We start from the raw sequence: 22678 nt of genomic DNA on the forward strand, positions 1-22678 counted from the left end.
GTACTAATCGGCGATTCCTGTAACCACCAATAGACCTATGTCGTGGCGTGCCATACCGTGGCACGTATGGCAACCACACCGACCGAACCCGACATCGACGAGTTCCTCGCAGAACGCGGTCACGAGACGGAGTCACCGGGGTGGGAAGCAAGTTACAACAAGAAGCAGTGTCCCGACTGCGGCGCGCTGCACGCGACCGACGCCAGCATCTGCTCGGTGTGTGGCTGGTCGCCACGGCCATAGGTCGGGCGAGCGAAGCGAGTAAGTGAACGCGCGCTCCAGACAGCCCGTGGGCATCCTCAACACGCTCGGGCTCGTGGCGACGCTGGCGCTCGCGCTCCCGGTAGCGCTGCTCGGGGTCAACCTCCTCGTTACCGGGCGCACCACGATGGGCGCAGCACTGTGTGTCGTCGCCGGGCTGATGATCCTGCTCAAGCAGTACGTCACGACCCCCGACGACGTGCCGACGGCGGCGGCCGAGAAGGCGGTCGGTGCGGTGGCGAAAGAGGAGGAGAAGGACTAGTCGGCGGCGGGGACTTCGGCCTCGGCGAGGACGTCCTCGACGGTGGTCCCCGAGGATTCGTTATCGAGGAGGACGTCGACCGGGAGCGTCGGCGCGCCGCTCACGAGGTTTTCGAGTATCACGAGCCGTTCGCGCGCCCGGCTCATCCCGACGTAGAACACCCGGCGCTCGTTGTCCGTCAGCAGGGGGACCGGGTCGGTGGTCTCTTCGAACGCCGCGGCGTCGGCCGAGCCCTCCTCGACGGAGGCGGCCATCTGTTCGACCACCTTCTCGGTGTGGTCGGTCGCCACGAAGACGTGGTCGGCCTCGCGCCCCTTCGCGGAGTGGATCGTCCCCACTCGAACCCGGTCGCGGTCGACGTCCTGGTAGTCGCCCCCGAAGTAGGCCTTCACCGACTTCTTCTGGAACTGCGAGGTCTTTCTGAGCATGTCCTCGGCGGAGGCGGGGCCGGGCATGAACGGTGCGTGCTCCTTGACGAGGTCGGGTTCGATCGTGAGGTCGACGAACTCCTCGGCCCCAGCCTCCTCCTTCAGGTCGTCGAGCGTCTCGTAGAGCGCGTCGCGGCTGTTGGTCCCGAAGGCGGTGTTCATCAGCATGTCCGCGAGCCGGCGGGCTTCGAGCCCGGTGATGGACTCGCCGGCGGCGACCTTCTCGACGGCGTTGACGTAGTCGTTGAGCCGGTCGGTCCACATCCGTTGGTCGGTGAGCGCCTGGAACGGGATCCCCTCGCCGATGAACTCGTCCATGAACTGGAAGAGCTGGTAGCGCGCCCGGAAGAGCACCATCACGGTCTCGTCGGTGTTCTCGACCGTGGCCCGGACGTTGCGCACGAGGTCGAGCATCGTGGGGCTCTCGACGGCCTCGACGCTCCCGCCCTCGGTCCGGGGTCGGAGGTTCTTCTCCTGGCGTTTCTCGATGTGGCGAACCTCCCGATTCACGACCGAGAGCACTCGCGATGGCAGCCGGTAGGACGTGTCGAGGATCACGTCCTCGCCGCCCTCGTCGAGGAGGAGCTGTGGGTCGGCCCCCTGCCAGGCGTAGACCACCTGGTCGTCGTCGCCCGCGATCAGGACGCGTTCGACGTGGGGTTTCCACTCCTCGTAGACGCGGTACTGGAGCGTGGTGATGTCCTGAAACTCGTCGATCACGAGGTAGTCGACGCTCGGGATCAGCGAGCGCTGCTCGACGCGTTCGAGCATGTCCGCGAAGCCCACGAGCCCCTCGTCGCCCTTGTAGGCCCGCCAGGCCCGGATCGCCTCGGGGATGTCGAGGCGGTCGTCGTCGCTCGGCCACGTCGGGGTGTACTTGTTGCCCTGCTGGGCGTTGTCGTCGATCTCGGGCGGCAACCGGACCTCCTCGTCGTTCCACTGGAAGGGGACGTCGTACCAGTCAGCCACGTCCCTGGTGGTGCGCTGGAGCCACTGGCTCGTCGCGATGACCTTGTTGCCGATGGTGGTCGAGCGGGCGCTCCGGCGGCGCGACCCCTCGTACTCGTCCTCGAACTCGAGGCCGAAGTCCTCGCAGAACCCCTCCTTGTCGCGTTCGCCGACGACGTCGCCACGCGAGAGGTCGAGGAGTTCGTAGGCCTTCGCGTGCATCGTGGCGACGTTCCCGCGGAGCGAGCGCGGACTGACGTCGAGACGCTCGGCCAGTCGTTCGCGGATCTCGGTGGCCGCCGCCCGGGTGTACGAGACGACGAGGACGTCGTTGACGTCGACGCCCGGCTGGTCGAGGATCTCCTCGACCCGGTCGAGCAGCGCCGTCGTCTTCCCGCTTCCCGGGCCGCCGAACAGCCGCGTCACGTGGGAATCCGTGGACATTGCCCACAGCAGGGACCGGTCCACTATAAACGACGTGGCTCCCGGGCGCGAACGCCAGCCTCATTCGACGAGCCCTCGTATTCGGCTCATGTTCACCGGCATCGTCGAGACCACGGGGGAAGTCACGACCGTTCGCGACGAGGAGGGCGGGCGGCGGATCGTCGTCGAGTGCGACCTCGAAGGGCTCACTCACGGCGCGAGTATCGCGGTCGACGGCGCGTGTCTCACCGTCGAGGAAGTCCGAGAAACGGGTTTCGAGCTGTTCTGCTCGACCGAGACGCTCGACCGGACGACGCTCTCGGAGATCGAGGACGGTTTCGAAGTGAACCTCGAACGCGCGCTCCCCGCCGACGGCCGGCTCGACGGCCACTTCGTGCAGGGCCACGTCGATGCCACGGCGGAGGTCGTGGGAGTCGAGCAGGTGGACGACGACTGGGAGTTCGAGTTCTCGGTGCCCGAGAGCGTCGCGCGCTACGTGGTCGAGAAGGGGTCGATAGCCCTCGATGGGGTGAGCCTCACGGTCGCCGAACGGCGGGAGGACACGATCACCGTGGCGGTGATCCCGACGACCTACGAGCTGACGACGATGCACGACCTCGACCCCGGTGACGAGGTGAACGTCGAGGTCGACGTGATCGCGAAGTACGTCGAACGGCTGCTCGACGGCCACCGCTGACGACAAACGGGAAGTGGGTGGGGCGGTTGCGGTCGTGGCCGTGCAGTGCGGTTGCGGTCGGAGTGGTCGGAGCGGTTGGCGCGCGCTGGCGAGCGGTGACGAGCGACAGCGAGCACCGCTCGCGAACATTGTGCGAGGGATGAGCACCGGAGTGAGCCGAAGGCGAACGAGGAGCGCAGTCGGTTGGGGAGGCGTGTGGCGGTTGCGGGATGGAGGCGGTAGCCAGTAGTGGCTGTACTGCGAGCGACCGCAGGGAGCGAGCAGCCCTTTTTAGTCCAGGTTTTTGGGCGGGGGTTGAGCGCGAGCGAAGCGAGCGCGATTCCCCCGTCTAAAAAAGTGGGTTAGCAAGATTCTTAGACGAACGCCCATAGGATACCCCAATGTACGATTTCGTCGTCAGCGGCGCGGGCCCCGCGGGCTGTCGGTTCTCCCGGCGCGCCGCGGAGGCGGGTCACGACGTGCTGGTGCTCGAACGCGGCGAGGTCGGCACGCCGCTCGCGTGCTCGGGCCACGTCAGCACCGACATCTGGCAGTTCACGCCCGAGGGCGCGCGCGAGGAGCTGCTCCAGAACGAGATCTCGGGCGCGCGATTCCACGTCGGCGGGCCGGGCGGCGACGGCCACCTGTTCTACAAGGACGAGACCATCTCGAACGTCATCAATCGGGTCGAGCTCGACCGGACGCTCGCCCGCGCCGCGCGCGAGGCCGGGGCGGATATTCGGGAGAATCACAGCGTGACCGGCGTCGAGGAGGGCGCGCGCTCGGCGACGGTGACCGCCCGAACACCCGAGGGAACCGAGACGTTCGAGACCCGGCTGGTGGCGGGCTGTGACGGGCCTGTTTCACGAGTTCGGCGCGAACTCGGGATACCGGAGCCGGGCGAGAAGCTCCAGGGCGTGCTCGGCTTCTCGACGGAGGACGACCCCGGTGACCACGTCGACGTCCACCTGACGGTTCCGGAGTTCTTCGCGTGGCGCATCCCTCGGGGGTCGGCGGGCGTCGAGTACGGACTCGCGGCCGCACCGGGCGAGAACGCGACCCAACTCTTCGACGAGTTCGTCGCTGACTACGGGGTCGAGACCGGCGAGACCCACGCCGGGATGATCCCGATCGGGCCGGCCGACCGCGTCACGAGCTACCGTGGCTTCCTCGTGGGGGATGCGGCCGCCCAGACCAAGCCGTTCACCGGCGGCGGGCTCGTCTACGGGATGACCGCCGCCGACCACGCCGCTCGCGAGATCGACCCCCACGACCCGGGGACGCTGAAGAACTACGAGAAGGCGTGGCGGGCTGACCTCGCGCGCGACATCCAGCTGGGTCACTGGGTCCGCCGGGCGTACTCGCTGCCCGAACCCGTCAAGCAGGCCGGCCTCGCGGCGTTTTCGGGCGAGATCGGGGTTCACATGGACAAACCCACCACGCTGTTCTCGCCGGAGAGCCTGAAGACGCTCCTCTCGCGCTCCTGAACGGACTTACTCGTAGGTCGGCAGTCGGGCCGACCGGTCGCTGCCCTCGACGAACGGGAGCGACTCGACACGCGCCGCCCGTTCCTCGCCGTCGATCCTGACCATCAGGTCGTCGGTATCGAGACCGAACTCCACGAGTGCGAGCGCGAGTGGTTCGTCGCGGGTCGGGCTCTCGACCGCGCGGGTGACCTCACCGACCGTCGAATCGCCGGCGAAGACCGCCGCGCCGGCGTCGGGGAGCGCCTCACAGGCGAGTCCCACTAACCGGCGGCTCGGCTGCCCTCGGTTCTCGACGCGCGAGACGACCTCCTGGCCGACGTAACAGCCCTTCTCGAAGTCCAGCGCGTTCCGGAGCCCGAGGACGTTCGGGATCTCGTCGCGGAGTTCGGAATCGAACAGCGGCGTCCCAGCCTCCAGGGTGAGGCTCTCCCAGGTTCGCACGCCGAAGGGGGCGGCGTTGAGCCCGTTGTTGATCAGGGCGTCGAACACCGACTCGGCCACGTCCGCAGCGCAGACCACCTCGTAGCCCTCCTCGCCGGTCAATCCGTCGCCTCGGATCACGGTGACGCCGGCCTCGTCGATCGAGCCCCGGACGAACGAGAGGTGGGCCTCGGACGGCGTCGCGTTCGTGAGCACGCTCGCGACCTTCTCGGTCGCCTGCGCACCGTGGACGCCGAAGACGCCGAACGACTCGGTCGCGTTCTCGATCTGGACGTCCTGGATGAACGTCTTCTCGGACCACTCGCTCGCGACCGCCGCGGCGCGGTCCGGTGGGGTGAACACCAGCAAGCGGTCGGTGGTCGTGTAGATGTAGAGGTCGGTCTCCACCCGGCCCTGGGGGTCGAGGAGGAGCGCGTAGCAGCCCCGGCCGTCCTCGGCGGGTACCCGGTTGGTGACGGCGTTGTCGACGAAGTCTATCCTGTCCTCGCCGGTGATCGTGAGTACGCCGTAGGCCATCTCGGTGACGCCGGCGACGTTCCTGACCGCCCGGTGGGCGGTCTCGGGGCGGCCGTAGTGGTCGGCGACGCGCGTGCCGCCGCGCTCTGCGAACGTCGCGCCGTGGGTCTCGTGGACGGCTTCGACCAACGTCATTGTGGAATTTCGGGTGCGGCGGCGGATAAAGCGTGTCCTCTACGGATACCGTTCCGGAACCAAACCCGAGAACCACTCGAAAAACGTCCTCTCATGGCTGCTCTTCCGCGACCCGTTCATCGAATCGCCACCGCCCCGCTCCACACGACTGGTTTTTATCCCGACAGCTTATTTCTTGAGATATGCCCTCCAACGAGTACGACGTCGCGGTCGTCGGTGGCGGCATCGGCGGGATGTGTACCGCGGCGCTGGCGGAGTCCGAGGGGTTCTCGACGGTGGTGCTCGAACAGCACCACCAGGTCGGCGGTTGTGCAGGATTCTACCATCGGAACGGGTTCACGTTCGACGTCGGCGCGACGACGCTCGTCGACTTTCACCCGGAGGGTATCGGCGGGCAGTTGCTGGACCGACTCGGGTTCGATCCGCCACCGATCGACGTGCAGGACGCCTACCAGGTGTGGCTCCCCGACCGAACGGTGACCCTCTATCACGACCAGCACCGCTGGCGGGACGAACTCCGGCGAACGTTCGGCGACGACGAAACCCATCGACGGTTCTACGCGTTCCTCGAACGCACGGCCGCGGCGCTTTGGGAGGTCACTCGGAGCGACGTGAGACTCCCGATGCAGAACGTTAGAGACGTCTTGCGGAACGCGAAAACGGTCGGACTGGGAGACATTCGACTGGTCAGATATCTCCGGTGGACGATGAAGGACGCGCTCGTGCATTTCGACGTGTTCGACGACGTCGCCCTTCGGACGATGATCGCTATGTTGGTCGAGGACACCGTCCACTCGACGCTCGCGGAGGCACCCCTTCTCAACGCGATTCTCGGGATATCCATCAGACGGGCGGGGATCGGGCGAGCGACCGGCGGCATGTATAGGTTCTGGAAGACCTTCGAGCGCCAGTACGCCGACATGGGCGGGACGGTCGAGACGAGCGAAACGGTACGAGAGATAACCGGTTCGAAGGGTGCGTTCCGACTCGCCACCGACCGGGGCCAGTATCGAAGCGATCAGGTCGTGAGTGCGGTCCCGATCGACCTGACGAAGCGGATCGCTCCCGCCGTCATCGGTGATCGGCTCGACGACGAGACCGAACGGCTCCGTGAACACACGGGTGGTGCGGCCGTCGTCTTTCTCGGCGTACCGGAGGAGCGCGTTGCGGATCGGAAGGTGACGCACCATCAGGTCCTGCGTGGATACGACGACCCGCTCGGCGACGGCAACAACATGTTCGTCTCGGTTTCGGCACCGGAGGATACGATCAGCGCACCGGCCGGTCACCGTGCGGTCATCCTCTCCACACACTGTGACCTCTCACCGTGGCAGGACCTCGACGAGGCGATGTATCGGCGAAAAAAGAACGCGATCGGAAACCGACTGGTCGACGGTGCCCGAACGGTCTACCCCGAACTCGGTACGGACCCGCTGGTCTACGAGGTCGGGACACCCAAAACATACGAAGAGTTCACCAATAGACCGAACGGCGCGGTCGGGGGCTATCGACAGACGGTGGGGAACGCGAACCAGAACGCGGTACCGCAGGACATCGGGATCGATGGGTTCTACCTCGCCGGGGATACGACGTGGCCAGGACTCGGCACCGTCGCCTGCGTGAAGGGAAGTTCGATCGCGGCCGAGCACGTCGTGCGGACGGGGTGATGGTGCGAGCTTCGACTGCCCGCTTCCCCTTTCGACATCGGTTCCGCTCGCTGTGCGTCACTGTACCGGCTACCGTTTCGGCGAATTCCAATCGTCGTCGCTTTCTTTCCCTTCTACCGTCCGAATCGGTCACGGAGACGCTCGAAGAACGACTCGTCGGTCTCGTTCTCGGGTTCGTCGGGGACGACACGGTCGTCGGGGAGGATATGCAGTCGTCCGCTCTCGGTCTCGGTTTCGATGAGGTCGTCCTCCTTGAGCGCTGCGAGGGCGTCTTCGAGGGCGTCGATGCCGATGTCGGCGTGGGTCCGGAGTTCGAACACCGTCATCCCGTCAGGATGCTCCACCAGCGCGTCGAGCACCGCCACCTCCGTGGGGTTGCGGTCCCGGAACGCCCGCTTCGCTTTCATGTTTGCCCGTTCGCTCGGATCGGTCTTATACTGTCGGTCGGGGTCCGTGGTACCTGGCCGTTCGGGCAAGTATCGCCGCTCGAACACGGACGTTTATATCGACCGCTATAGAAGTACGTCCCGATGGGAGTCATGTGTTCGTTGCTCGGGCACGATTACGACGACCCCGAGGTCGAGCGCGAGCGCGTCGAGAACGGCGACGAAGTGGTGTTGACCGCCAAACGCGTCGAGCGGTGTCGGAGCTGCGGACACGAACGCGTCATCTCCGAGAACACCGAGGTCACGGCGCTCTCGGCCGCCGCCGGCGTGGTTCGCGAACCCGACGGCACCGTCGTCATCGCGCCGGACGGCTCGGAGGCGGGGACCGACGACACCGCCGACGACCCGGACCGAACGGTGACGGCCGTCGAAACGATGGAGGACGACCCCGCCGACGCGGAGCCCGAACCGACCGTGCGAAACGGTGGCCCGCGGGGGGTCGTCGAGGCCGAGCCCGACGAAACCGAGCCAACCGACGCCACGGAACCGACGGACGGGACCGAGCGAGCGATCCGTGACGACGGGGCCGCCGACGACGACCCCGCACCCGACCCGGCCGGGTCGGGAAGCGTCGAGATCGCGGAGTCGGTGGTGGCCACGAGCGCGCTCGACCGGTCGACGGGCGGGGGCGAACCGGCGGACGACCAAGGCGACGATACCGGATCGATCGACCGCATCGGCGACGAGCCGACGCGCCGCGACCCCTCGGAGCGCGCGCCCGGCGAGTGGCCGTCCGAGCCGTCCGGCCCGGTGACCACCGAGGCGGCACGGTCGGACGGGAGCGCCGCCTCGACGGCTCAGTGGCCCGACGGTTCCGGTCGCGACGGCGAATCGGCGGATGAGGGGTCGGATGAGGAGCCCGACCAGCCCGACCGGCTCACCGGTGGCTCGTTCGTCTGCACGTCGTGTGGGTTCGACGCCGCGGTGATCGACTCGCCCCACCGGGCGGGTGACATCTGTCCGAACTGTCACCGCGGCTATCTGGCGTGGGAAACGCGAAAGGGCTAACCCTCCGGCTCGCAAACGAGCGCCCCATGCGCGAATACAAGATGCGCCGTGGAGAGCACTTGGAGGACCGGATCCCCGACATGGAGGGCACCATCGAGTCCTACTTCGGGTCGCCGACCGCGACCGAGAGCTACAACGGGAGCGACCTCTACGTGGTCGAGGAACCCGAGAACCCGGTCTTCGAGCGCGTGGTCGCCGGCGCGGTCGACTACGGGTCGAAGAAGGACACCTTAGCGGTGGACTTCACCGAGCGCCCCGCCGAGGAGGTCATCGCCGAGGGCAACGCCGACGCCGCCGCCGACGCGGTCGACGCGAAGAACGAGTTCCTGCTCGAAGCCACGGGCCGCGACGCCAAGAGCCGTCGTGAATCGATGAAGCGCACTGTCGAAGACGACGCCGAAACGCCCGACGGCGTCTGAGAACTACTGCCCGAGTTTGGTGCGGCTGATGCCGACCGAACCGGGGGTGATGATGAGCTGGTCGTCGGCCTTCTGAACGATGTCCCCACCGACCTCGCGGACGATCCCCTGGAGGTCCTGGGTGATGCGATCCATCGTGCGGTCGGTCGTCGAGTGGCGGGTGATATCGGCGACCACGATGTCGCCGTCGTAGATCGCGTTCTTGATGTCTATCACGTCGCGCTGGCCCTCGATCTGGGCGATATGTACCTTCGTCGCCGGCTCGTCCGCCGAGGCCTCGATGTCGTCGGGGCCGAGTTCGACGTAGTCGCCGCCGGGCCCCGGTCGGCGGCTGCGCGACCCGCCACCGCCGAGGATGTCGTCCATCAATCCCATGCGGCCACGCCGGTCGGACCCGGTATATCTCTTACGGCAAGGCCGTCCGTCGAGTTCCGGGTACTGATTTTTACTTGGCGTTCACCGGGAGTAGTAGGGTAGTTCTCTTACCGACTCCGAGAACCAAGACAATCCCAGAGCGCACGGCACGCCGACCACGATGCCAATGAGTGAATTGATGATCGAAAGCACTGCACCGAGGGTGAGGAACGTGGTCGGGACTTGTGTTGGGAGAAGAACGAGTATCACGCCGAGTAGTATCGATACCTCGATGACGATGCATAAGACTGGAAAAAACAGCACGGACCACCAGAACTGTCGTTCGAGCTTTCGCCGATACGTGTCGTGACTGAAGTGGCGGTCGGCTACCGGTCCGCCAAACACCGGATAGAGCGCGACGATGATCAACCCGGACGAGACGGGCCCCAACCAAACCGGAAGGTAGACGTGGTATTGTTCCGCGATCGGAGTGCGCGCTGCTTGAAGGACCACGAGCGTTGCCGCTGAACCCACTACGTAGAGAACGACGCCAGTGAGGAGCCACAGCGGACCGCTCCGTTTCCGAACCGCTCCACTGCCCATACGGGACTACACAGTCCGATCGTGAAATAAACTCGCTAACTCGCTTTCGGTCGTGGGGTGACTTTTTCCGCTCACCGCCCGATGTGGGGACATGGCAGACGACGTACTCATCTACGGGTCGTACGGTTACACCGGCGCGCTGATCACCGAACGCGCCGCCGAGGAAGGACTGTCGCCGACGCTCGCGGGTCGACGCGCCGAACCGCTCGAACGCCAGGCCACCGACCGCGACCTCGACTATCGCGTCTTCACCCTCGACCATCCCTCGGTCGTCGCGAACCGGATCGCAGAGTTCGACGCGGTGTTGAACTGCGCGGGGCCGTTCTCCGCGACCGCCGACGCGCTGGTGGCGGCCTGCCTCGAGACGGGGACCGACTACCTCGACATCACCGGCGAGATCGACGCCTTCGAGGCGACCGCCGAGCGCGACCGCGACGCCGAGAAGGCCGACGTGACCCTCTTACCGGGGGTGGGATTCGACGTGGTTCCCACCGACTGTCTCGCGGCGCACCTCGCCGGGAAACTCCACGACCCGACCCACCTCCGGCTCGCGATCGACGGGCTCAGCACGTTCTCGCCGGGTACGCTGAAGTCGATGGTCGAGGGGCTCTCAGGGGGTGGAGCGGCCCGGATCGATGGTCAGATCGAGGCTGTACCGCCGGCGTGGAAGACCCGCCGGATCGACCTCGGGACGGGCCCGAAACCCGCGGTGACGATCCCGTGGGGTGACGTCTCGACCGCCTACTACTCGACGGGGATCGGGAACATCGAGACCTACGCCGCCGTGCCGGGGTTCGCGGCGCGGATGATGCGCCGGACCGACCGTCTCGCGCCGCTGCTCGGGACCCAACCGATTCAGACCCTCCTGAAGGAGCTCGTGGACGCGACCGTCACCGGACCCACCGCCGCCCAGCGCGCCCTGAGCACCACTCGGGTCTGGGGCGAAGTGGAGAACGACGACGGCGAGCGGGCTGCGGCACGGCTCGAACTCCCCGACACCTACGGCTTCACCGCGCGGACGGCCTGTGAAGTCGTCCGGCGGGTGCTCGACGGCGACGTCGAGTCGGGATTCCAGACGCCGGCGTCGGCCTTCGGGCCGGATTTCGTGCTCGACTTCGACGGGGTCCTCCGGACGGATATCGACGGCTGACGAAGCCGGCGGCCAGTCAAAAGACCCATGCTCCTCCTCCGAAAAGTCCGAGGAGATCATCGATGGCTTCGCGTTCCGGCAGCCGACCGAACACCGACAGACGGTCGTTTCTGGTGGCCACCGGCGCGGCGCTCGCCGGCGGCGCGCTCGCGACCGGCACGGCCAGCGCGGTGGAGTCGGCTCCGTACCACCTCTCACAGGGCGACCAGTGCGTTCCGCTCCAGCCGCTCCAGGGCGACGACCCGGTGGAGGCCTTCTACGACTACCGGCGGGACCGCGATAGCTCGTACGGGACCCGCTCGCTCCAGCAGCCGAACACCAGCGTTCTGTTCCTCTACGAGGGTCCTGACGGCGTGAGCCTCGTGGCCGTCCACGGCGCGCTCGGCGGCAACGGCGACGGCGGCTCGATCACCTTCGATATCTCGGGGCTGCCCTCGTCGGGCGACTGGATCGTCCGGGACGACAGCTACGACGGCCCGAACCGCTACGACCGGTGGGAGATCGACGGGGACTCGGCCACGGTGGACTGGACCTGGGACGGCCGGCGGGCCGACGGCGCGGTCTACGGCCCGCTCGGCGACGACGTCTCGGTCGAGATCGACCCGGCGTTCAACGAACGGGCGGCGCTCTACGGCGACCACTACGAGGGCAACGTTTCGAACTGGCAGGCGCTCTCGGGCGACCTCGACGACCCGACGCGGACCTCGCTCGACCGCTCGACGCCCCTCCGGATCGAGTCCGGGTCGTGCCCGACGACGAGCACTATGGCGACGTCCAGCACCACCAGCGAGACCACGACGGCGCGCCCGTCGTCGGGGGAGTCGACGACCGCCACGGGGATGGAAACGACGGGGGGCGAGAGTTCGGGGAACGAAGACGACCTTCAGCGGATCCTCGACGGCCTCTCGCGGTTCTTCGACTGGCTGTCACAGCTCTTCGACCGATTCGCGCGATTCGCCGAACGCTACCTCTGACGGCCGTCTCGGACGGATTCGAGCGGCGACGCGGCCCGCCGCGTGCCGCGTAGTTTTATGCCCTTGGTCACGTATCAGGTGTATGGATTTCGACCTGCCGGACGAGCACCGGATGATGCGCGAGACGGTGCGGGAGTTCTGTGAGGCGGAGATCGCGCCGCTCGCCCAGGATATCGAGGACGAGCACCGCTACCCCGCCGAGGTCTTCGACCAGCTCGCCGGCCTCGATATGATGGGTGTGCCGGTGACGGAGGAGTACGGGGGACTGGGCGGGGATCAGTTGCTCTACGCGCTCGTTACCGAGGAGCTCGGCCGGGTCTCGGGATCGATCGGGCTCTCGTACGCCGCCCACATCAGCCTCGCCTCGAAACCCATCGAGAACTTCGGCACCCACGAACAGAAGGAGGAGTGGCTCCGGCCCCTCGCGGAGGGTGAACACATCGGGGCGTGGGCGCTCACGGAGCCCGGCAGCGGCTCTGACGCCTCGCACATGGACACCACAGCCGAGAAGGACGGCGACGAGTGGGTGCTCAACGGGACGAAGCAGTTCATCACCAACGCCAGCGAGGCGGGGTCGGTGCTCGTGAAGGCCGTCACGGACCCGGACGCGGGCTACGGCGGGATCTCGACCTTCATCGTCGACCCCGCGGACGACGGCTTCGAGATCTCAACGATCTGGGAGAAGATGGGGCTCAACGCCTCGCCGACGTGTGAGATCCAGCTCGACGACGTTCGACTATCCGAGGACCGACTGCTCGGCAACGAGGGTGAGGGCTGGGAGCAGACCAAGAAGACGCTCGACGGGGGTCGGATCTCGATCGCGGCGCTCTCGGTCGGGCTCGGACAGGGGGCCTACGAGGCCGCCAAATCCTACGCGACCGAGCGCGAGCAGTTCGGCCAGCCCATCTCGGAGTTCGACGCGGTGCGGAACAAGATCGTCGACATGGACCGGAAGTTGGAGCGGGCCCGCCTCCTGACCCACAAGGCCGCGACGACCTACGACGCGGGCGAGGACGTCACTCGACTGAGCGCGCTCGCGAAGCTCGACGCCAGCGAGGCCAGCCGCGAGATCGCAGAGGACGCGGTGCAGGTCTTGGGTGGCTACGGCTACACCACGGACTTCGCGCCCCAGCGGTTCTACCGCGACGCGAAGCTGATGGAGATCGGTGAGGGAACGAGTGAAATTCAGCACCTCGTGATCGGGCGGGAACTAGGCTTGTAATTCACGCCACTCGTCTTCGAGCAGGCCGTAGCGGTGGACGTCGACGTACTCGCCGTCGACGAACGCTTCCTCGCGGTCGACGCCTTCCCCGGTGAAGCCAACTTTTTCGAGCACGCGCTGTGAGCCCGTGTTGTAGTCGAAGACCTTCGCGCTGACCTTGTGGAGGCGGCGCTGGTCGAAGGCGTGCCCCACGAGGAGTCGCGTCGCCGCGGTGGCGTAGCCCTCGCCCCACGCGTCGGGCGCTATCCAGTAGCCGAGCTCGCCGAAGCCGTGGTCCGCGTTGATATCCATGAGGCTGATGGTCCCCACGGTATCGCCGTCGGCACAGACCAGGAGCGAGACGTCGTCGCCCTCGCTCATCGACTCGAACCACTCGCGTTCGTCGGTCGCGTTGACCGGGGTCGTCGCGCCGATCGGTGTGCGGACGGCCGGGTCGTTGATGTGGCGCTGGAGGAAGTCGAGGTCCTCCTCTTCGATGGTTCTGAGCGTGACGTCTTCGCCGTCGAGGAAGACTGAACCGGGCATGAAACGACCAATTCCACGCGCCGTAATCAGGATTGTGCCACGGGGGCTGCGGTGCGGCGCGGCCGCCGCGCGGTTGCGGTACGGATGTGGGGCGGTGGCGGTAGCAGTGTAGTCCTGGTGGATGAAGGGCGAGGCCCGAACGGAGTGGGTGGCCGAGGGCTTCAGCGGAGGCGGTGCTGTGCGGGGCGGTAGAGGTAGTGATGTACCGTGAGCGAGGCGGGGCCGAGCGAGCGGGCCAAGGAACCCCCGAGCGAAGCGAGTGGGGTGACGCAGGCTTTTGATCCACATTTTGCCAGGGAGCGAACGAAGTGAGCGACCGCAGCAAAAGGTGGGGCCTTAGTACTGATACCGCCGGACGTCGTCCTGGTTTGCCTGGGGCTGGTAGCTCCCACCGGTCATCTCGTCGTAGGTCATCCCCGAGAGGTACTCGTCGTAGGTCACGTCGTAGCCGCTCCGGAGGTGGAAGTCCAGTCGACCGGTCTCGACAGTGGTCTGGAAGAACTGGTGGAGCGCCCGCCGGAGGATCTCACCTGTTTCGTCGGGGTCGAGCGCGCTCCGGAGGAGCGCGAGCTCGTTGCGGGTCTCGCGGTCGAGCGCGAGGGTGAGCTCGTCGCCGAGGTCGGCGTAGCGCGCGTCGACGTCGTCCGAGAGGTCGTCGAGGCTCATGGCGCGGGGTCTGGGACGTGCGCGCAAACCCCTTTCGGCTCCGCGACCGCCACGCGTATGGTCCGCAGGCGGTTCCCTCCGGCAATGAGTTCCTCCGAGTCTGATGCCGAGTTCTCGCTCTCCGAAGATCTCGATACTGAGGCGGTTCGTCGGGCGCTCGTCGAGTGGTACGAGGCCGACCATCGCGCCTATCCGTGGCGCGAGACCACCGACCCCTACGCGATCTGGGTCTCGGAGGTGATGAGCCAGCAGACCCAGCTCGACCGGGTGGTCCGGGCGTTCGAGGCGTTCGTCGAACGCTGGCCCGACGTCCACGCGCTCGCGGCGGCCGACCGCTCGGATGTGGTGGGGTTCTGGAGTTCTCACAGTCTGGGCTACAACAACCGCGCGCGCTACCTCCACGAGGCGGCGGGGCAGGTCGTCGAGGAGTTCGACGGAAGCTTTCCCGAAACCCCCGACGAGCTTCAGGAACTCCAGGGCGTCGGGCCGTACACCGCGAACGCGGTGGCGAGCTTCGCGTTCAACAACGGCGACGCGGTCGTGGACACCAACGTCAAGCGCGTGCTCTATCGCGCCTTCTCGGTGCCCGACGACGACGCGGCCTTCGAGGAGATAGCAGGTACACTCATGCCGGATGGCGAGTCGCGGGTCTGGAACAACGCGGTGATGGAACTCGGCGGCGTGGCCTGCGAGAAGACGCCCGCGTGCGATACGGCCGAGTGCCCGTGGCGCGAGTGGTGTGACGCCTACGCGACCGGCGACTTCAGCGCGCCCGACGTCCCAGCCCAGTCGGCCTTCGAGGGCAGTCGCCGGCAGTTCCGGGGTCGCGTGGTCCGGGTACTCGGCGAGTACGACTCCCTCCCGCTCTCGGAGCTCGGCCCCCGGATCCGTGTGGATTACACCCCCGACGGCGAGCACGGCCGCGAGTGGCTCTCGGGCCTCCTGTCGGACCTCGCGGACGACGGCCTCGTGGCGCTCGACACCGACGGCGAGACCACCGCTCGGCTCCAGCGGTAGTCCGCTTTTCCGGACACCGAACCAGCGCGACTTTAGTTTCCGGGCGTCTCCGGGTCACCAATGACCGATCCTCCACACGTCGTCGCGCTCTGTGGCAGCCTCCGGGAGGCGAGCTACACCCGGATCGCGCTCGAACACGCGCTCGCGGAGGCCGAACGGCTCGGCGCGACCACGGACCTCGTCGACCTCCGAGCACTCGATCTCCCGATCTTCGACGCCGACGACCGTGAGGCCGGCGACGCGCTCGCGATGAAGGAACGGATCCGCCGGGCCGACACCGTGCTCCTCGGCACGCCCTCCTACCACGGCTCGTACTCCTCGGTGCTGAAGGCCGCCCTCGATTACTGTGGCTTCGACGAGTTCGAACACACAACGGTAGGATTGCTGAGCGTCGCCGGCGGCGCGTTCCCGATCACGCCGCTCGACCACCTCCGGTCGGTCGCCCGGGCGCTCAACGCGTGGGTGATCCCCCATCACGCCGCGGTGCCGAAGGCCCGCACCAAGTTCGAGAACGGCGAACTCGTCGACGAGGCCTCGTGCGAGCGCGTGGCGACGCTCGGCCGGCGGGCGGTGGAGTACGCGACCATCGAACCCGACCCGCCGAGCATCGAGAGCACCGAGAACCCCGGCGCGGACGACTAGCTCGCCCATCGAAACCCGGATACCGACGGGTGCGCAACTCCCGTGGATGACGCAGTGGGTCGAGAACCCGACCGGCGGGCGCGACAGGGGGCCGGGAGCGATCGCGCGCGCGTGGCTCGAAGTCCTCGTCCGTCCTCGGCGGTTCTTCGCCACGGGGGTTGCGCCCGGTGACCAGGCCCCCGGACTCGTCTTCGTCGGCGCGGTCGTCGCGGTCGAAGAACTTTCGCGATTCCTCCTCGTTCCCGGTGCGCTCCCGGTGATAGCGGACCAGCGTGTCGCCTCGCTCGTGCTCGTCCTCGTGCTCGCGGTGGGTCTGATCGCGCCGCTCGCCCTCCACTTCGCGGCCGCGCTCTGTACCCTCGGGCTCGCGCTCCTCGTCTCCGAGCGCGGCGGGATCAGCGAGACGGTGCAGGTCATCGCCTACGCCACTGCCCCCTGTCTCCTCGCGGGGCCACCGATCCCTGCCCTCAGAGTCGTCTGTGCGGTCTACGGCGCGGTGTTGCTCGTCGTCGGCATCAGTGAGATCCACGACACCGGTCTCCCGCGGGCCGCGCTCGCCGCGGCGGTCCCTGCGGCCTTCGTCTTCGGCTACGCCTTCCGCGGCTTCGCGGCCGCTGGAGCCCTGCTCGGACTCAGTTGATAGAAATCAGTCGAGCGCGCTGCCGACCGCGCCGCCGGACTGGGCACGCCAGAGCCGGGCGTACGACCCCTCGGCGTCGAGGAGGTCGTCGTGACTCCCACGTTCTTCGATCTGCCCGTCACGGAGCACGAACACCCGGTCGGCGTCCGTCACGGTCGAGAGCCGGTGGGCGATCACGAACGTCGTGCGGTCCTCGGTGAGACGTTCGAGCGAGCGCTGGATCGCGGCCTCCGTCTCGGTGTCGACGTCAGAGGTCGCCTCGTCGAGCACGAGTACCGGCGGGTCCTGGAGCATCGCCCGTGCGATCGCGAGGCGTTGGCGCTGTCCACCCGAGAGTTTGACCCCGCGCTCGCCCACGCGTGTGTCGTAACCCTCCGGGAGCGCGGTGATGAACGCGTGTGACTCGGCGGCTTTGGCGGCCTCGACCATCTCTTCCTCGGTCGCGTCGAACGCGCCATATCGGAGGTTCTCGGCGATGGTGCCATCGAAGAGGTAGGTATCCTGGGCGACGTACCCGATCGCCTCGCGGAGCGATTCGAGGGTCAGGCCCCGAATATCGTGGCCGTCGAGCGCTATCGAGCCCTCGTCCACGTCGTAGAGCCGCAGCAGGAGTTTGAGCAGGGTGGACTTGCCCGCACCCGTCGGCCCGACGAGCGCGATGGTCTCGCCGGGGTCGGCACTGAACGAGACGTCGTCGATCACGACCTCCTCGTCGTAGCCGAAGGTGACGTCCTCGTAGCTCACTTCGCCCGCCGGGTCGCGGAGGGTGATCGCATCGTCGGCGTCGGTGATGCTCGCGGGGATGCGCATGAGACCGAAGACGCGCTCGCTCGACGCCCGCGCGTTCTCGTACTGGTCGATGATCGTCGAGACCTCGGAGAGAGGGGTGACGAACCGCTGGCTCATCAGGAGGAAAGTTACGAAGGTCCCGGTCGTCAGACTTCCCGTGAGGAAGAGGGGCGCTTCGCCCGTGGCGAGCCACCATCCCCCGACGACGAACGTCGCGCCGAAGGAGAGGCCGGCGAGGAGCTCCATTCCCGGGCGGTAGAGGTAGTTGAGCCGGAGCATCGCCATCGTCCGCTTGAAGTAGGTGTAGGAGGCGTCGGTGACGCGCTCGGTCTCGTAGTCCTCGGTGCCTGTGGTCTTGACGAGGCCGATCCCACTGAGACTGTTTTCGAGCCTCGTGTTGAGCGCGCCGACGGCCTTTCGCTGGGCGACGTAGCGGGGCTCGACCGCGCGCATGAACCACCGGGTGAGCAGCGCCATCGCGGGCACCGCCACGAGGGTGACGAGCGCGAGCTGGGGGTTCATCCAGACCAATATCGCGGCGATACCGCCGATCATCACTACCAATCGAGCCGAATCGTGGAGCGCGTCGTCAAGGAACCGTTCGAGGTTGGTGGCGTCGTTGTTGAGTATCGCCATCACCTCGCCCGTCTGCTTGTCGTCGAAGAAGGGCATGTCGAGGTTCTGCATCTTCGCGTAGCAGTCGGTCCGGACGTCGTGCATCACGCGGTGGGCGAAGTTGTTCGCGGTCACACCGTAGACCCAGGTGAACACCGCCGTCACGAGGAAGGCCCCGACGATCAGGCCGACCGAGAGCGCGAACTGGCCGCCGTCGGTGGTCGGCAGCCACGTCTGGGGCACGAACGGGAGTTCGTAGGGCGCGCCGGAGCCCGCGGTCGGGAACACCGCGTCGATGGCGACCCCGAGAACCAGTGGGGGCAGGAGGCTCGCACCGCGGGCGATCACGTTCGCGGTCATGCCCGTGGCAAACCAGCGACGGTGGTCGAGACCGTAGTCGGCGAACAACCGGTAGATCGGCCGGTCGACGGCCTCGCGATACTCGTCGAAGACGCTCTCCCCACCCGTCGACATTCGTCGGTCCCTACCCGCCGAACGAGCAAAAACACCCGACATTCACCCCGTTCGGCCGACCCCTCGAAACGGGACGCACGGACGTCTATGTAGCACAATATATAGTCGAGAGGAAGAATTGATAGTCCCCCGTGAATTCCGAGCCGGTATGGAACGCGGTCCCGCCGAGCGAGTCCCTCCGACGACGCAGCGCTCGGACGACCTCCTCTCGATCGCCCACCGAGGCTTCGCGGGCGTCGCCCCGGAGAACACCCTCGCCGCGATGCGGGCGGCCTGTGAGAACCCGGGGACCGACATGGTCGAGATCGACGTCCAGCCAGCGGCGAACGGCGAGCCGGTGGTCTTCCACGACCTCACGCTGGGCCGACTCACCAACGTCCCGCCCGCCGAACGACGCCGACGGGTGTCGGAGACCTCCCTCGAAACCCTCCGAAACTGCTCGGTGCTCGGGAGCGACGAGCGGGTGGCGACGTTCGCCGAGGTGCTCGACGCGCTTCCCGCGGATGTCGGGGTGAACGTCGAGCTCAAGCACCCGGGAACCGGTCAGCCGCGCCGTGAACTCGACCCCCGCGACCGGAGCCGGGGCCGCGATCGCTGGAGCCCGCTCGTCGAACGGGTCGTTCGGGCGCTCGACGACCAGGGCAACAGGGCGCTCGTCTCGTCGTCCTACGAGGGCGCGCTCGTGGCGATGCGGGAGGTCGCCCCGGAGATCCCGCTCGCCTACCTCTTCTGGAACTCGATCGAGGGCGGGCTCGAAGTAACCGACCGCTACGACTGCGAGGCCGTCCACCCCTCGCTGGACATGGTTCGGGGGGCGGACCTCTTCAACTCGGGTTACGTCCCGACCGGGCCGTTCGCCGACATCGACCTCGTCGAGCGGGCGCACGAGACCGGCCGGCCGGTCAACGTTTGGACCGTCACGGACTGGCACCAGGCCAGCCAGCTCCGCGCCGCCGGCGTCGACGGTCTCATCGCCGACTACCCGGGGCTCGCGCGGGTCACGCCACCCCGAACCGCGGCCGACGCCGGCCCGTCGACCGCCGACGCGTCGGCGGCGGTGTCGGACGACTGATCACAGGAAGTCATCGAGGTCGGCGACGCTTTCGGCCACCAGCGTCGGTGAAAGCGGACTCTCCTCGACCGCCTCCCGCGTGGCGTCGCCGGTGAGCACGCAGACCGACTCGCAGCCGAGGCGGTCGGCGAGGCGGATCTCGGTTTCGAGCCGGTCGCCGACCACCGCGACGTCGGCGGGTGTGAGGTCGTGTTCGTCGAGCACGTGGTCGAGCATTCTCGGGTCGGGTTTCCCGAACACCCGGTCGGGCTCCTCGCCGGTCGCGGCGGCGACGAACGCGCCGATCGAGCCGCAGTCGGGGATCGGGCCGTCCGGCGTCGGACAGACCATGTCCGGGTGGGCGAGCAGGAACTCCGCGCCGTCCTGGATCGCGAGCGAGGCGCGCTCCGCCTTCTCGTAGGTGAGTTCGGTGTCGAAGCCCACCACTACCGCGTCCGGGTCGTCGGCCTCGGTCGCGAGACCGGCATCGGTCATCGCGCCGCGCATCGCGCGCGTGCCGACGACGTAGGCGTTCGCGTCCTCCTCGTCGAGGTACTCGATCACGCCGTCGGTCGAGAGCACGATGTCGGCCTCGTCGGCGGGGATCCCGAGCCGGTCCAGTTTCTCGGCGTAGGCGGTCTTCCAGCCCGAGGAGTTGTTCGAGAGGAAGTAGACGGCGACACCGGCCTCGCGTAGCGACTCGACGACCGCTTTCGCACCCGGAAGGAGGTCGTCGCCGAGGTAGAGCGTACCATCGAGGTCGAAGAAGACCGCGCCCTTCTCGGAGAGCGACGACAAGGGCGAGAACACCCGATCGGCCCGGTGGAGGTCGTCGAAGTCGTCGACCTCGACCCACCGCGCGCCCGCGATGTCGAGGGGTTCGACGTCGTGGTCGCCGGGCCCGAGCAGCGCGTCGATGGCGACCTCGGTCCAGTCGCCGGTCTCGGCCGCGAGTCGGTCCTCGATCTCCGCGAAGAGCCGGGTCGAGAAGTCGGCGGAGAACCGGTAGACGTCGATGCTCGTGGCATCGGCCTCGGCCGCGGCGACGTCCTTCGAGAGGTGTTCGACCCGATCCCGACCGTCGAGGGTGAGCTTCATCGACTCTTCGTCGTAGGTCTCCATGTCGCACGCGATAGCGCTGCCGGAGCCCGTGGCGAGCTCGGCGGCGACGCGCGGGTCGAACACCACGTCGCCGTTCGAGAGGCAGAACGCCTCGCCGTCGACCGCCTCGCGGGCGAGCGACAGCGAGTACATGTTGTTGGTGGTGTCGTAGTCCTCGTTCTCGATCACCGTGATCTCGAGTTCGGGGCGCTCCGCCGCGACCGCCGAACACAGTTCGCGGACGTCGTCGGCGAGGTAGCCCGCGACGACGACTATCTCGACGATGCCGGCGTCGGCGTAGGCGTGGAGCTGGTGGGCGAGGATCGGTCGCGGGCCGACCGTCACGCAGGGTTTCGGTTGGTCGGCGGTCACGGGGCGGAGTCGGGAACCGACCCCGGCCGCGAGCACCACTGCCGTGCCTATCGGGGTGGATACTGCAGCAGTCATACCGACGATTTCGGGTCATTCGTTGTAGCTGTTCGCCCTGAGAGTGAAAGCAATGGATTTTTCGACCGTTCTATGGAGATTTTCGAACCTTTTTGTTTTCGTGGTCTCGGATGGTTCGGAAAACCCGTTCCGCGCGGTCGGGGCGGGTATCACAGAACCGTTCGCGGACCCGGGCGCGCTCGGCGGCGAACCCGTCCGCCTCGGGCCCGAGGATCCGGTCGAGGGCCGTGATGAGTTCCGGGTTCGTTCGGGCGATCGGGCCGGGCGTGACCTCGTCGTAGTCGAAGTAGAAACCCCGCTCGGCTCGGTAGCGTTCGAGGTCGGGTGCATAGAACACGACGGGTCTATCGAGCAGGAGGTAATCGAAGAACACCGAGGAGTAGTCGGTGAGCAGCGCGTCGGCGAGCGGCAACAGCGCGTGGCTGTCGACGGACGCGGGGAGCCCGCGGATCCGGTCGCCGGCGAGCGTACCGGGTTCGAGCGGTTCGTTCGGGTGGGGTTTGACGAGGAGGTACGCGTCGTGACGTTCGAGGAGTTCGTCGAGGGCGGCGGTGTCGAGCATTTCGAGCGCGCTCTCACCCGCGTCCCGAAAGGTCGGGAGCGAGAGAACGAGCCGGTGGTCGTCGGCGAGCTCCTCGACCGCCCGGAGGCTGGCACCGTCGAGACCGATGTCGCCGTCGGCTATCGACCCGACCAGTGCGTCGTTGCGCGGATAGCCCGTGATGGCGAGGACGTCGGGATCGACGCGGAGCCCCGAGACGAAGGCAGGGGTCATGGCCTCCGCGGGGATCGTGATGTGGTCGAGCACGTCGTGGGCGTAGGCGTGGGCGAGGCGAACGGGGAGGGGTTCCCCGGGGAAGTGCGAATCCCACGAGATGTGCTTCAGCGGCGTGCCGTGCCAGAGCAACACCGCACGCGCACCGCCCGAGAGCCAGAGGTTCACGTCCCGGAGGCCGTGGGTGAAGAGCACGACGCCCGCCCGGAGATTCAAGTGGAGGCCGCGCGGCGAACGGGCGTGGTGGGCCTCGTAGCCCCGGGCGCGAAGTGTGTCGACGACCTCGGGGTCGGTCGAGAGCCAGACCGCCCGGACCTCGGGGTGGTTCGCCGCGACGTGGAGGAAGAGGTACTTCGCGTTGTCCGCGAACCCCTGACCGCTCCGGGTGCCGAACACCCACAGGTCCGGGTCGCGGGCGAGCGGGAGGCGTGCGACGAGCCAGTGGAGGAGACAGCCGACGACGAGAAACGCGCGGTCGAGAACCGCACGGAGACGTTGCTGCATCGTGTAAATCCG

At 67.4% G+C, this 22678-nt stretch carries 24 protein-coding genes; 14 read left to right on the forward strand and 10 right to left on the reverse strand.

Annotated features, from left to right (window positions below):
- The first annotated feature begins 66 nt into the window (after positions 1-66).
- Entirely contained in the window at positions 67-243 is a 177-nt protein-coding gene (locus tag GT355_RS17895) for an HVO_0416 family zinc finger protein (RefSeq protein ID WP_192927939.1), read from the forward strand.
- Positions 244-289: 46 nt separating this feature from the next.
- Positions 290-523: a DUF7533 family protein gene (locus GT355_RS01135; protein WP_120071371.1), complete on the forward strand. Its 234-nt coding sequence runs from the start codon at positions 290-292 to the stop codon at positions 521-523.
- Here the strand turns inward: GT355_RS01135 and GT355_RS01140 are convergent.
- Entirely contained in the window at positions 520-2343 is a 1824-nt protein-coding gene (locus GT355_RS01140; protein ID WP_160132799.1) for a UvrD-helicase domain-containing protein, read from the reverse strand. The two genes, GT355_RS01135 and GT355_RS01140, sit on opposite strands and share 4 nt — an antisense overlap.
- An 88-nt stretch (positions 2344-2431) precedes the next feature.
- Here GT355_RS01140 and GT355_RS01145 point away from each other — a divergent pair, with 88 nt between their 5' ends.
- Positions 2432-3019, forward strand: a complete 588-nt coding sequence (locus GT355_RS01145) for a riboflavin synthase (protein WP_160132800.1) — start codon at positions 2432-2434, stop codon at positions 3017-3019.
- A gap of 380 nt (positions 3020-3399) precedes the next feature.
- Entirely contained in the window at positions 3400-4485 is a 1086-nt protein-coding gene (locus tag GT355_RS01150) for a geranylgeranyl reductase family protein (RefSeq protein WP_160132801.1), read from the forward strand.
- Positions 4486-4491: 6 nt separating this feature from the next.
- Here the strand turns inward: GT355_RS01150 and ygfZ are convergent, their stop codons facing one another.
- Positions 4492-5577, reverse strand: coding sequence for a CAF17-like 4Fe-4S cluster assembly/insertion protein YgfZ (gene ygfZ / locus GT355_RS01155; RefSeq protein WP_160132802.1), 1086 nt, complete (start codon positions 5575-5577; stop codon positions 4492-4494).
- A 182-nt stretch (positions 5578-5759) separates the two neighbouring features.
- On the opposite strand from ygfZ, the gene GT355_RS01160 reads away from it, so the two are divergent.
- A complete protein-coding gene (locus tag GT355_RS01160) occupies positions 5760-7244 on the forward strand; it encodes a phytoene desaturase family protein (RefSeq protein WP_160132803.1) in 1485 nt (494 codons plus the stop codon).
- A gap of 113 nt (positions 7245-7357) precedes the next feature.
- Here GT355_RS01160 and GT355_RS01165 read toward each other — a convergent pair whose 3' ends face one another.
- Entirely contained in the window at positions 7358-7651 is a 294-nt protein-coding gene (locus GT355_RS01165; RefSeq protein WP_160132804.1) for a DUF6432 family protein, read from the reverse strand.
- Positions 7652-7774: 123 nt separating this feature from the next.
- Between GT355_RS01165 and GT355_RS01170 the strand changes: the two genes are divergently transcribed.
- Together GT355_RS01170 and GT355_RS01175 are read left to right on the forward strand one after the other, a co-directional pair.
- Complete coding sequence (locus GT355_RS01170) at positions 7775-8698, forward strand: DUF7093 family protein (RefSeq protein WP_160132805.1); 924 nt, start codon at positions 7775-7777, stop codon at positions 8696-8698.
- A 26-nt stretch (positions 8699-8724) separates the two neighbouring features.
- Positions 8725-9117, forward strand: coding sequence for a DUF5611 family protein (locus GT355_RS01175; protein ID WP_120071357.1), 393 nt, complete (start codon positions 8725-8727; stop codon positions 9115-9117).
- Positions 9118-9120: 3 nt separating this feature from the next.
- On the opposite strand, the gene GT355_RS01180 is transcribed toward GT355_RS01175, so the two are convergent.
- Together GT355_RS01180 and GT355_RS01185 are read right to left on the reverse strand one after the other, a co-directional pair.
- Positions 9121-9492: a cell division protein SepF gene (locus GT355_RS01180; protein WP_160132806.1), complete on the reverse strand. Its 372-nt coding sequence runs from the start codon at positions 9490-9492 to the stop codon at positions 9121-9123.
- 81 nt (positions 9493-9573) lie between these two features.
- Positions 9574-10074, reverse strand: a complete 501-nt coding sequence (locus tag GT355_RS01185; protein ID WP_160132807.1) for a hypothetical protein — start codon at positions 10072-10074, stop codon at positions 9574-9576.
- 91 nt (positions 10075-10165) lie between these two features.
- On the opposite strand from GT355_RS01185, the gene GT355_RS01190 reads away from it, so the two are divergent.
- From GT355_RS01190 to GT355_RS01200, 3 genes are all read left to right on the forward strand, one after another.
- Positions 10166-11224, forward strand: a complete 1059-nt coding sequence (locus GT355_RS01190; protein WP_160132808.1) for a saccharopine dehydrogenase family protein — start codon at positions 10166-10168, stop codon at positions 11222-11224.
- A 62-nt stretch (positions 11225-11286) separates the two neighbouring features.
- Positions 11287-12198, forward strand: coding sequence for a hypothetical protein (locus GT355_RS01195; protein ID WP_160132809.1), 912 nt, complete (start codon positions 11287-11289; stop codon positions 12196-12198).
- Between the two features lie 82 nt (positions 12199-12280).
- A complete protein-coding gene (locus tag GT355_RS01200; protein ID WP_120071350.1) occupies positions 12281-13420 on the forward strand; it encodes an acyl-CoA dehydrogenase family protein in 1140 nt (379 codons plus the stop codon).
- On the opposite strand, the gene GT355_RS01205 is transcribed toward GT355_RS01200, so the two are convergent.
- Complete coding sequence (locus tag GT355_RS01205; protein ID WP_160132810.1) at positions 13409-13945, reverse strand: GNAT family N-acetyltransferase; 537 nt, start codon at positions 13943-13945, stop codon at positions 13409-13411. The genes GT355_RS01200 and GT355_RS01205 overlap by 12 nt on opposite strands.
- Before the next feature lie 336 nt (positions 13946-14281).
- Positions 14282-14611, reverse strand: coding sequence for a ribbon-helix-helix protein (locus tag GT355_RS01210; RefSeq protein ID WP_160132811.1), 330 nt, complete (start codon positions 14609-14611; stop codon positions 14282-14284).
- A gap of 84 nt (positions 14612-14695) precedes the next feature.
- Here GT355_RS01210 and GT355_RS01215 point away from each other — a divergent pair, with 84 nt between their 5' ends.
- The 3 genes from GT355_RS01215 to GT355_RS01225 are packed head-to-tail and all read left to right on the forward strand — an operon-like array spanning position 14696 to position 16910.
- Complete coding sequence (locus GT355_RS01215; protein ID WP_160132812.1) at positions 14696-15628, forward strand: HhH-GPD family protein; 933 nt, start codon at positions 14696-14698, stop codon at positions 15626-15628.
- A gap of 60 nt (positions 15629-15688) precedes the next feature.
- Positions 15689-16270: an NADPH-dependent FMN reductase gene (locus GT355_RS01220; RefSeq protein WP_160132813.1), complete on the forward strand. Its 582-nt coding sequence runs from the start codon at positions 15689-15691 to the stop codon at positions 16268-16270.
- Positions 16271-16316: 46 nt separating this feature from the next.
- Positions 16317-16910, forward strand: a complete 594-nt coding sequence (locus GT355_RS01225; RefSeq protein ID WP_160132814.1) for a YIP1 family protein — start codon at positions 16317-16319, stop codon at positions 16908-16910.
- 6 nt (positions 16911-16916) lie between these two features.
- On the opposite strand, the gene GT355_RS01230 is transcribed toward GT355_RS01225, so the two are convergent.
- Positions 16917-18788 (reverse strand): ABC transporter ATP-binding protein, encoded by a 1872-nt coding sequence (locus GT355_RS01230; RefSeq protein WP_160132815.1) that lies wholly within the window; start codon positions 18786-18788, stop codon positions 16917-16919.
- 148 nt (positions 18789-18936) lie between these two features.
- Between GT355_RS01230 and GT355_RS01235 the strand changes: the two genes are divergently transcribed.
- Entirely contained in the window at positions 18937-19860 is a 924-nt protein-coding gene (locus tag GT355_RS01235) for a glycerophosphodiester phosphodiesterase (protein WP_160132816.1), read from the forward strand.
- Here the strand turns inward: GT355_RS01235 and GT355_RS01240 are convergent, their stop codons facing one another.
- Both GT355_RS01240 and GT355_RS01245 read right to left on the reverse strand, forming a co-directional pair.
- The gene (locus GT355_RS01240) at positions 19861-21387 is read right to left on the reverse strand and encodes an HAD-IIA family hydrolase (protein WP_275690145.1); all 1527 of its coding nucleotides are present in this window, start codon (positions 21385-21387) and stop codon (positions 19861-19863) included.
- A 70-nt stretch (positions 21388-21457) separates the two neighbouring features.
- Positions 21458-22666: a CDP-glycerol glycerophosphotransferase family protein gene (locus tag GT355_RS01245; RefSeq protein ID WP_160132817.1), complete on the reverse strand. Its 1209-nt coding sequence runs from the start codon at positions 22664-22666 to the stop codon at positions 21458-21460.
- Positions 22667-22678: the final 12 nt, after the last annotated feature.

The sequence above is a fragment of the Halococcus salsus genome, from assembly GCF_009900715.1.
In the GTDB taxonomy this organism is placed as follows: domain Archaea; phylum Halobacteriota; class Halobacteria; order Halobacteriales; family Halococcaceae; genus Halococcus; species Halococcus salsus.

What these genes read in the sequence shown, in the direction of transcription:
- GT355_RS17895 (WP_192927939.1), top strand. Translation starts at nt 67, where the DNA reads ATGGCAACCACACCGACCGAACCCGACATCGACGAGTTCCTCGCAGAA.
- GT355_RS01140 (WP_160132799.1), bottom strand. Translation starts at nt 2,343, where the DNA reads ATGTCCACGGATTCCCACGTGACGCGGCTGTTCGGCGGCCCGGGAAGC.
- GT355_RS01145 (WP_160132800.1), top strand. Translation starts at nt 2,432, where the DNA reads ATGTTCACCGGCATCGTCGAGACCACGGGGGAAGTCACGACCGTTCGC.
- GT355_RS01150 (WP_160132801.1), top strand. Translation starts at nt 3,400, where the DNA reads ATGTACGATTTCGTCGTCAGCGGCGCGGGCCCCGCGGGCTGTCGGTTC.
- ygfZ (WP_160132802.1), bottom strand. Translation starts at nt 5,577, where the DNA reads ATGACGTTGGTCGAAGCCGTCCACGAGACCCACGGCGCGACGTTCGCA.
- GT355_RS01160 (WP_160132803.1), top strand. Translation starts at nt 5,760, where the DNA reads ATGCCCTCCAACGAGTACGACGTCGCGGTCGTCGGTGGCGGCATCGGC.
- GT355_RS01165 (WP_160132804.1), bottom strand. Translation starts at nt 7,651, where the DNA reads ATGAAAGCGAAGCGGGCGTTCCGGGACCGCAACCCCACGGAGGTGGCG.
- GT355_RS01170 (WP_160132805.1), top strand. Translation starts at nt 7,775, where the DNA reads ATGGGAGTCATGTGTTCGTTGCTCGGGCACGATTACGACGACCCCGAG.
- GT355_RS01175 (WP_120071357.1), top strand. Translation starts at nt 8,725, where the DNA reads ATGCGCGAATACAAGATGCGCCGTGGAGAGCACTTGGAGGACCGGATC.
- GT355_RS01180 (WP_160132806.1), bottom strand. Translation starts at nt 9,492, where the DNA reads ATGGGATTGATGGACGACATCCTCGGCGGTGGCGGGTCGCGCAGCCGC.
- GT355_RS01185 (WP_160132807.1), bottom strand. Translation starts at nt 10,074, where the DNA reads ATGGGCAGTGGAGCGGTTCGGAAACGGAGCGGTCCGCTGTGGCTCCTC.
- GT355_RS01190 (WP_160132808.1), top strand. Translation starts at nt 10,166, where the DNA reads ATGGCAGACGACGTACTCATCTACGGGTCGTACGGTTACACCGGCGCG.
- GT355_RS01195 (WP_160132809.1), top strand. Translation starts at nt 11,287, where the DNA reads ATGGCTTCGCGTTCCGGCAGCCGACCGAACACCGACAGACGGTCGTTT.
- GT355_RS01200 (WP_120071350.1), top strand. Translation starts at nt 12,281, where the DNA reads ATGGATTTCGACCTGCCGGACGAGCACCGGATGATGCGCGAGACGGTG.
- GT355_RS01205 (WP_160132810.1), bottom strand. Translation starts at nt 13,945, where the DNA reads ATGCCCGGTTCAGTCTTCCTCGACGGCGAAGACGTCACGCTCAGAACC.
- GT355_RS01210 (WP_160132811.1), bottom strand. Translation starts at nt 14,611, where the DNA reads ATGAGCCTCGACGACCTCTCGGACGACGTCGACGCGCGCTACGCCGAC.
- GT355_RS01215 (WP_160132812.1), top strand. Translation starts at nt 14,696, where the DNA reads ATGAGTTCCTCCGAGTCTGATGCCGAGTTCTCGCTCTCCGAAGATCTC.
- GT355_RS01220 (WP_160132813.1), top strand. Translation starts at nt 15,689, where the DNA reads ATGACCGATCCTCCACACGTCGTCGCGCTCTGTGGCAGCCTCCGGGAG.
- GT355_RS01225 (WP_160132814.1), top strand. Translation starts at nt 16,317, where the DNA reads ATGACGCAGTGGGTCGAGAACCCGACCGGCGGGCGCGACAGGGGGCCG.
- GT355_RS01230 (WP_160132815.1), bottom strand. Translation starts at nt 18,788, where the DNA reads ATGTCGACGGGTGGGGAGAGCGTCTTCGACGAGTATCGCGAGGCCGTC.
- GT355_RS01235 (WP_160132816.1), top strand. Translation starts at nt 18,937, where the DNA reads ATGGAACGCGGTCCCGCCGAGCGAGTCCCTCCGACGACGCAGCGCTCG.
- GT355_RS01240 (WP_275690145.1), bottom strand. Translation starts at nt 21,387, where the DNA reads ATGACTGCTGCAGTATCCACCCCGATAGGCACGGCAGTGGTGCTCGCG.
- GT355_RS01245 (WP_160132817.1), bottom strand. Translation starts at nt 22,666, where the DNA reads ATGCAGCAACGTCTCCGTGCGGTTCTCGACCGCGCGTTTCTCGTCGTC.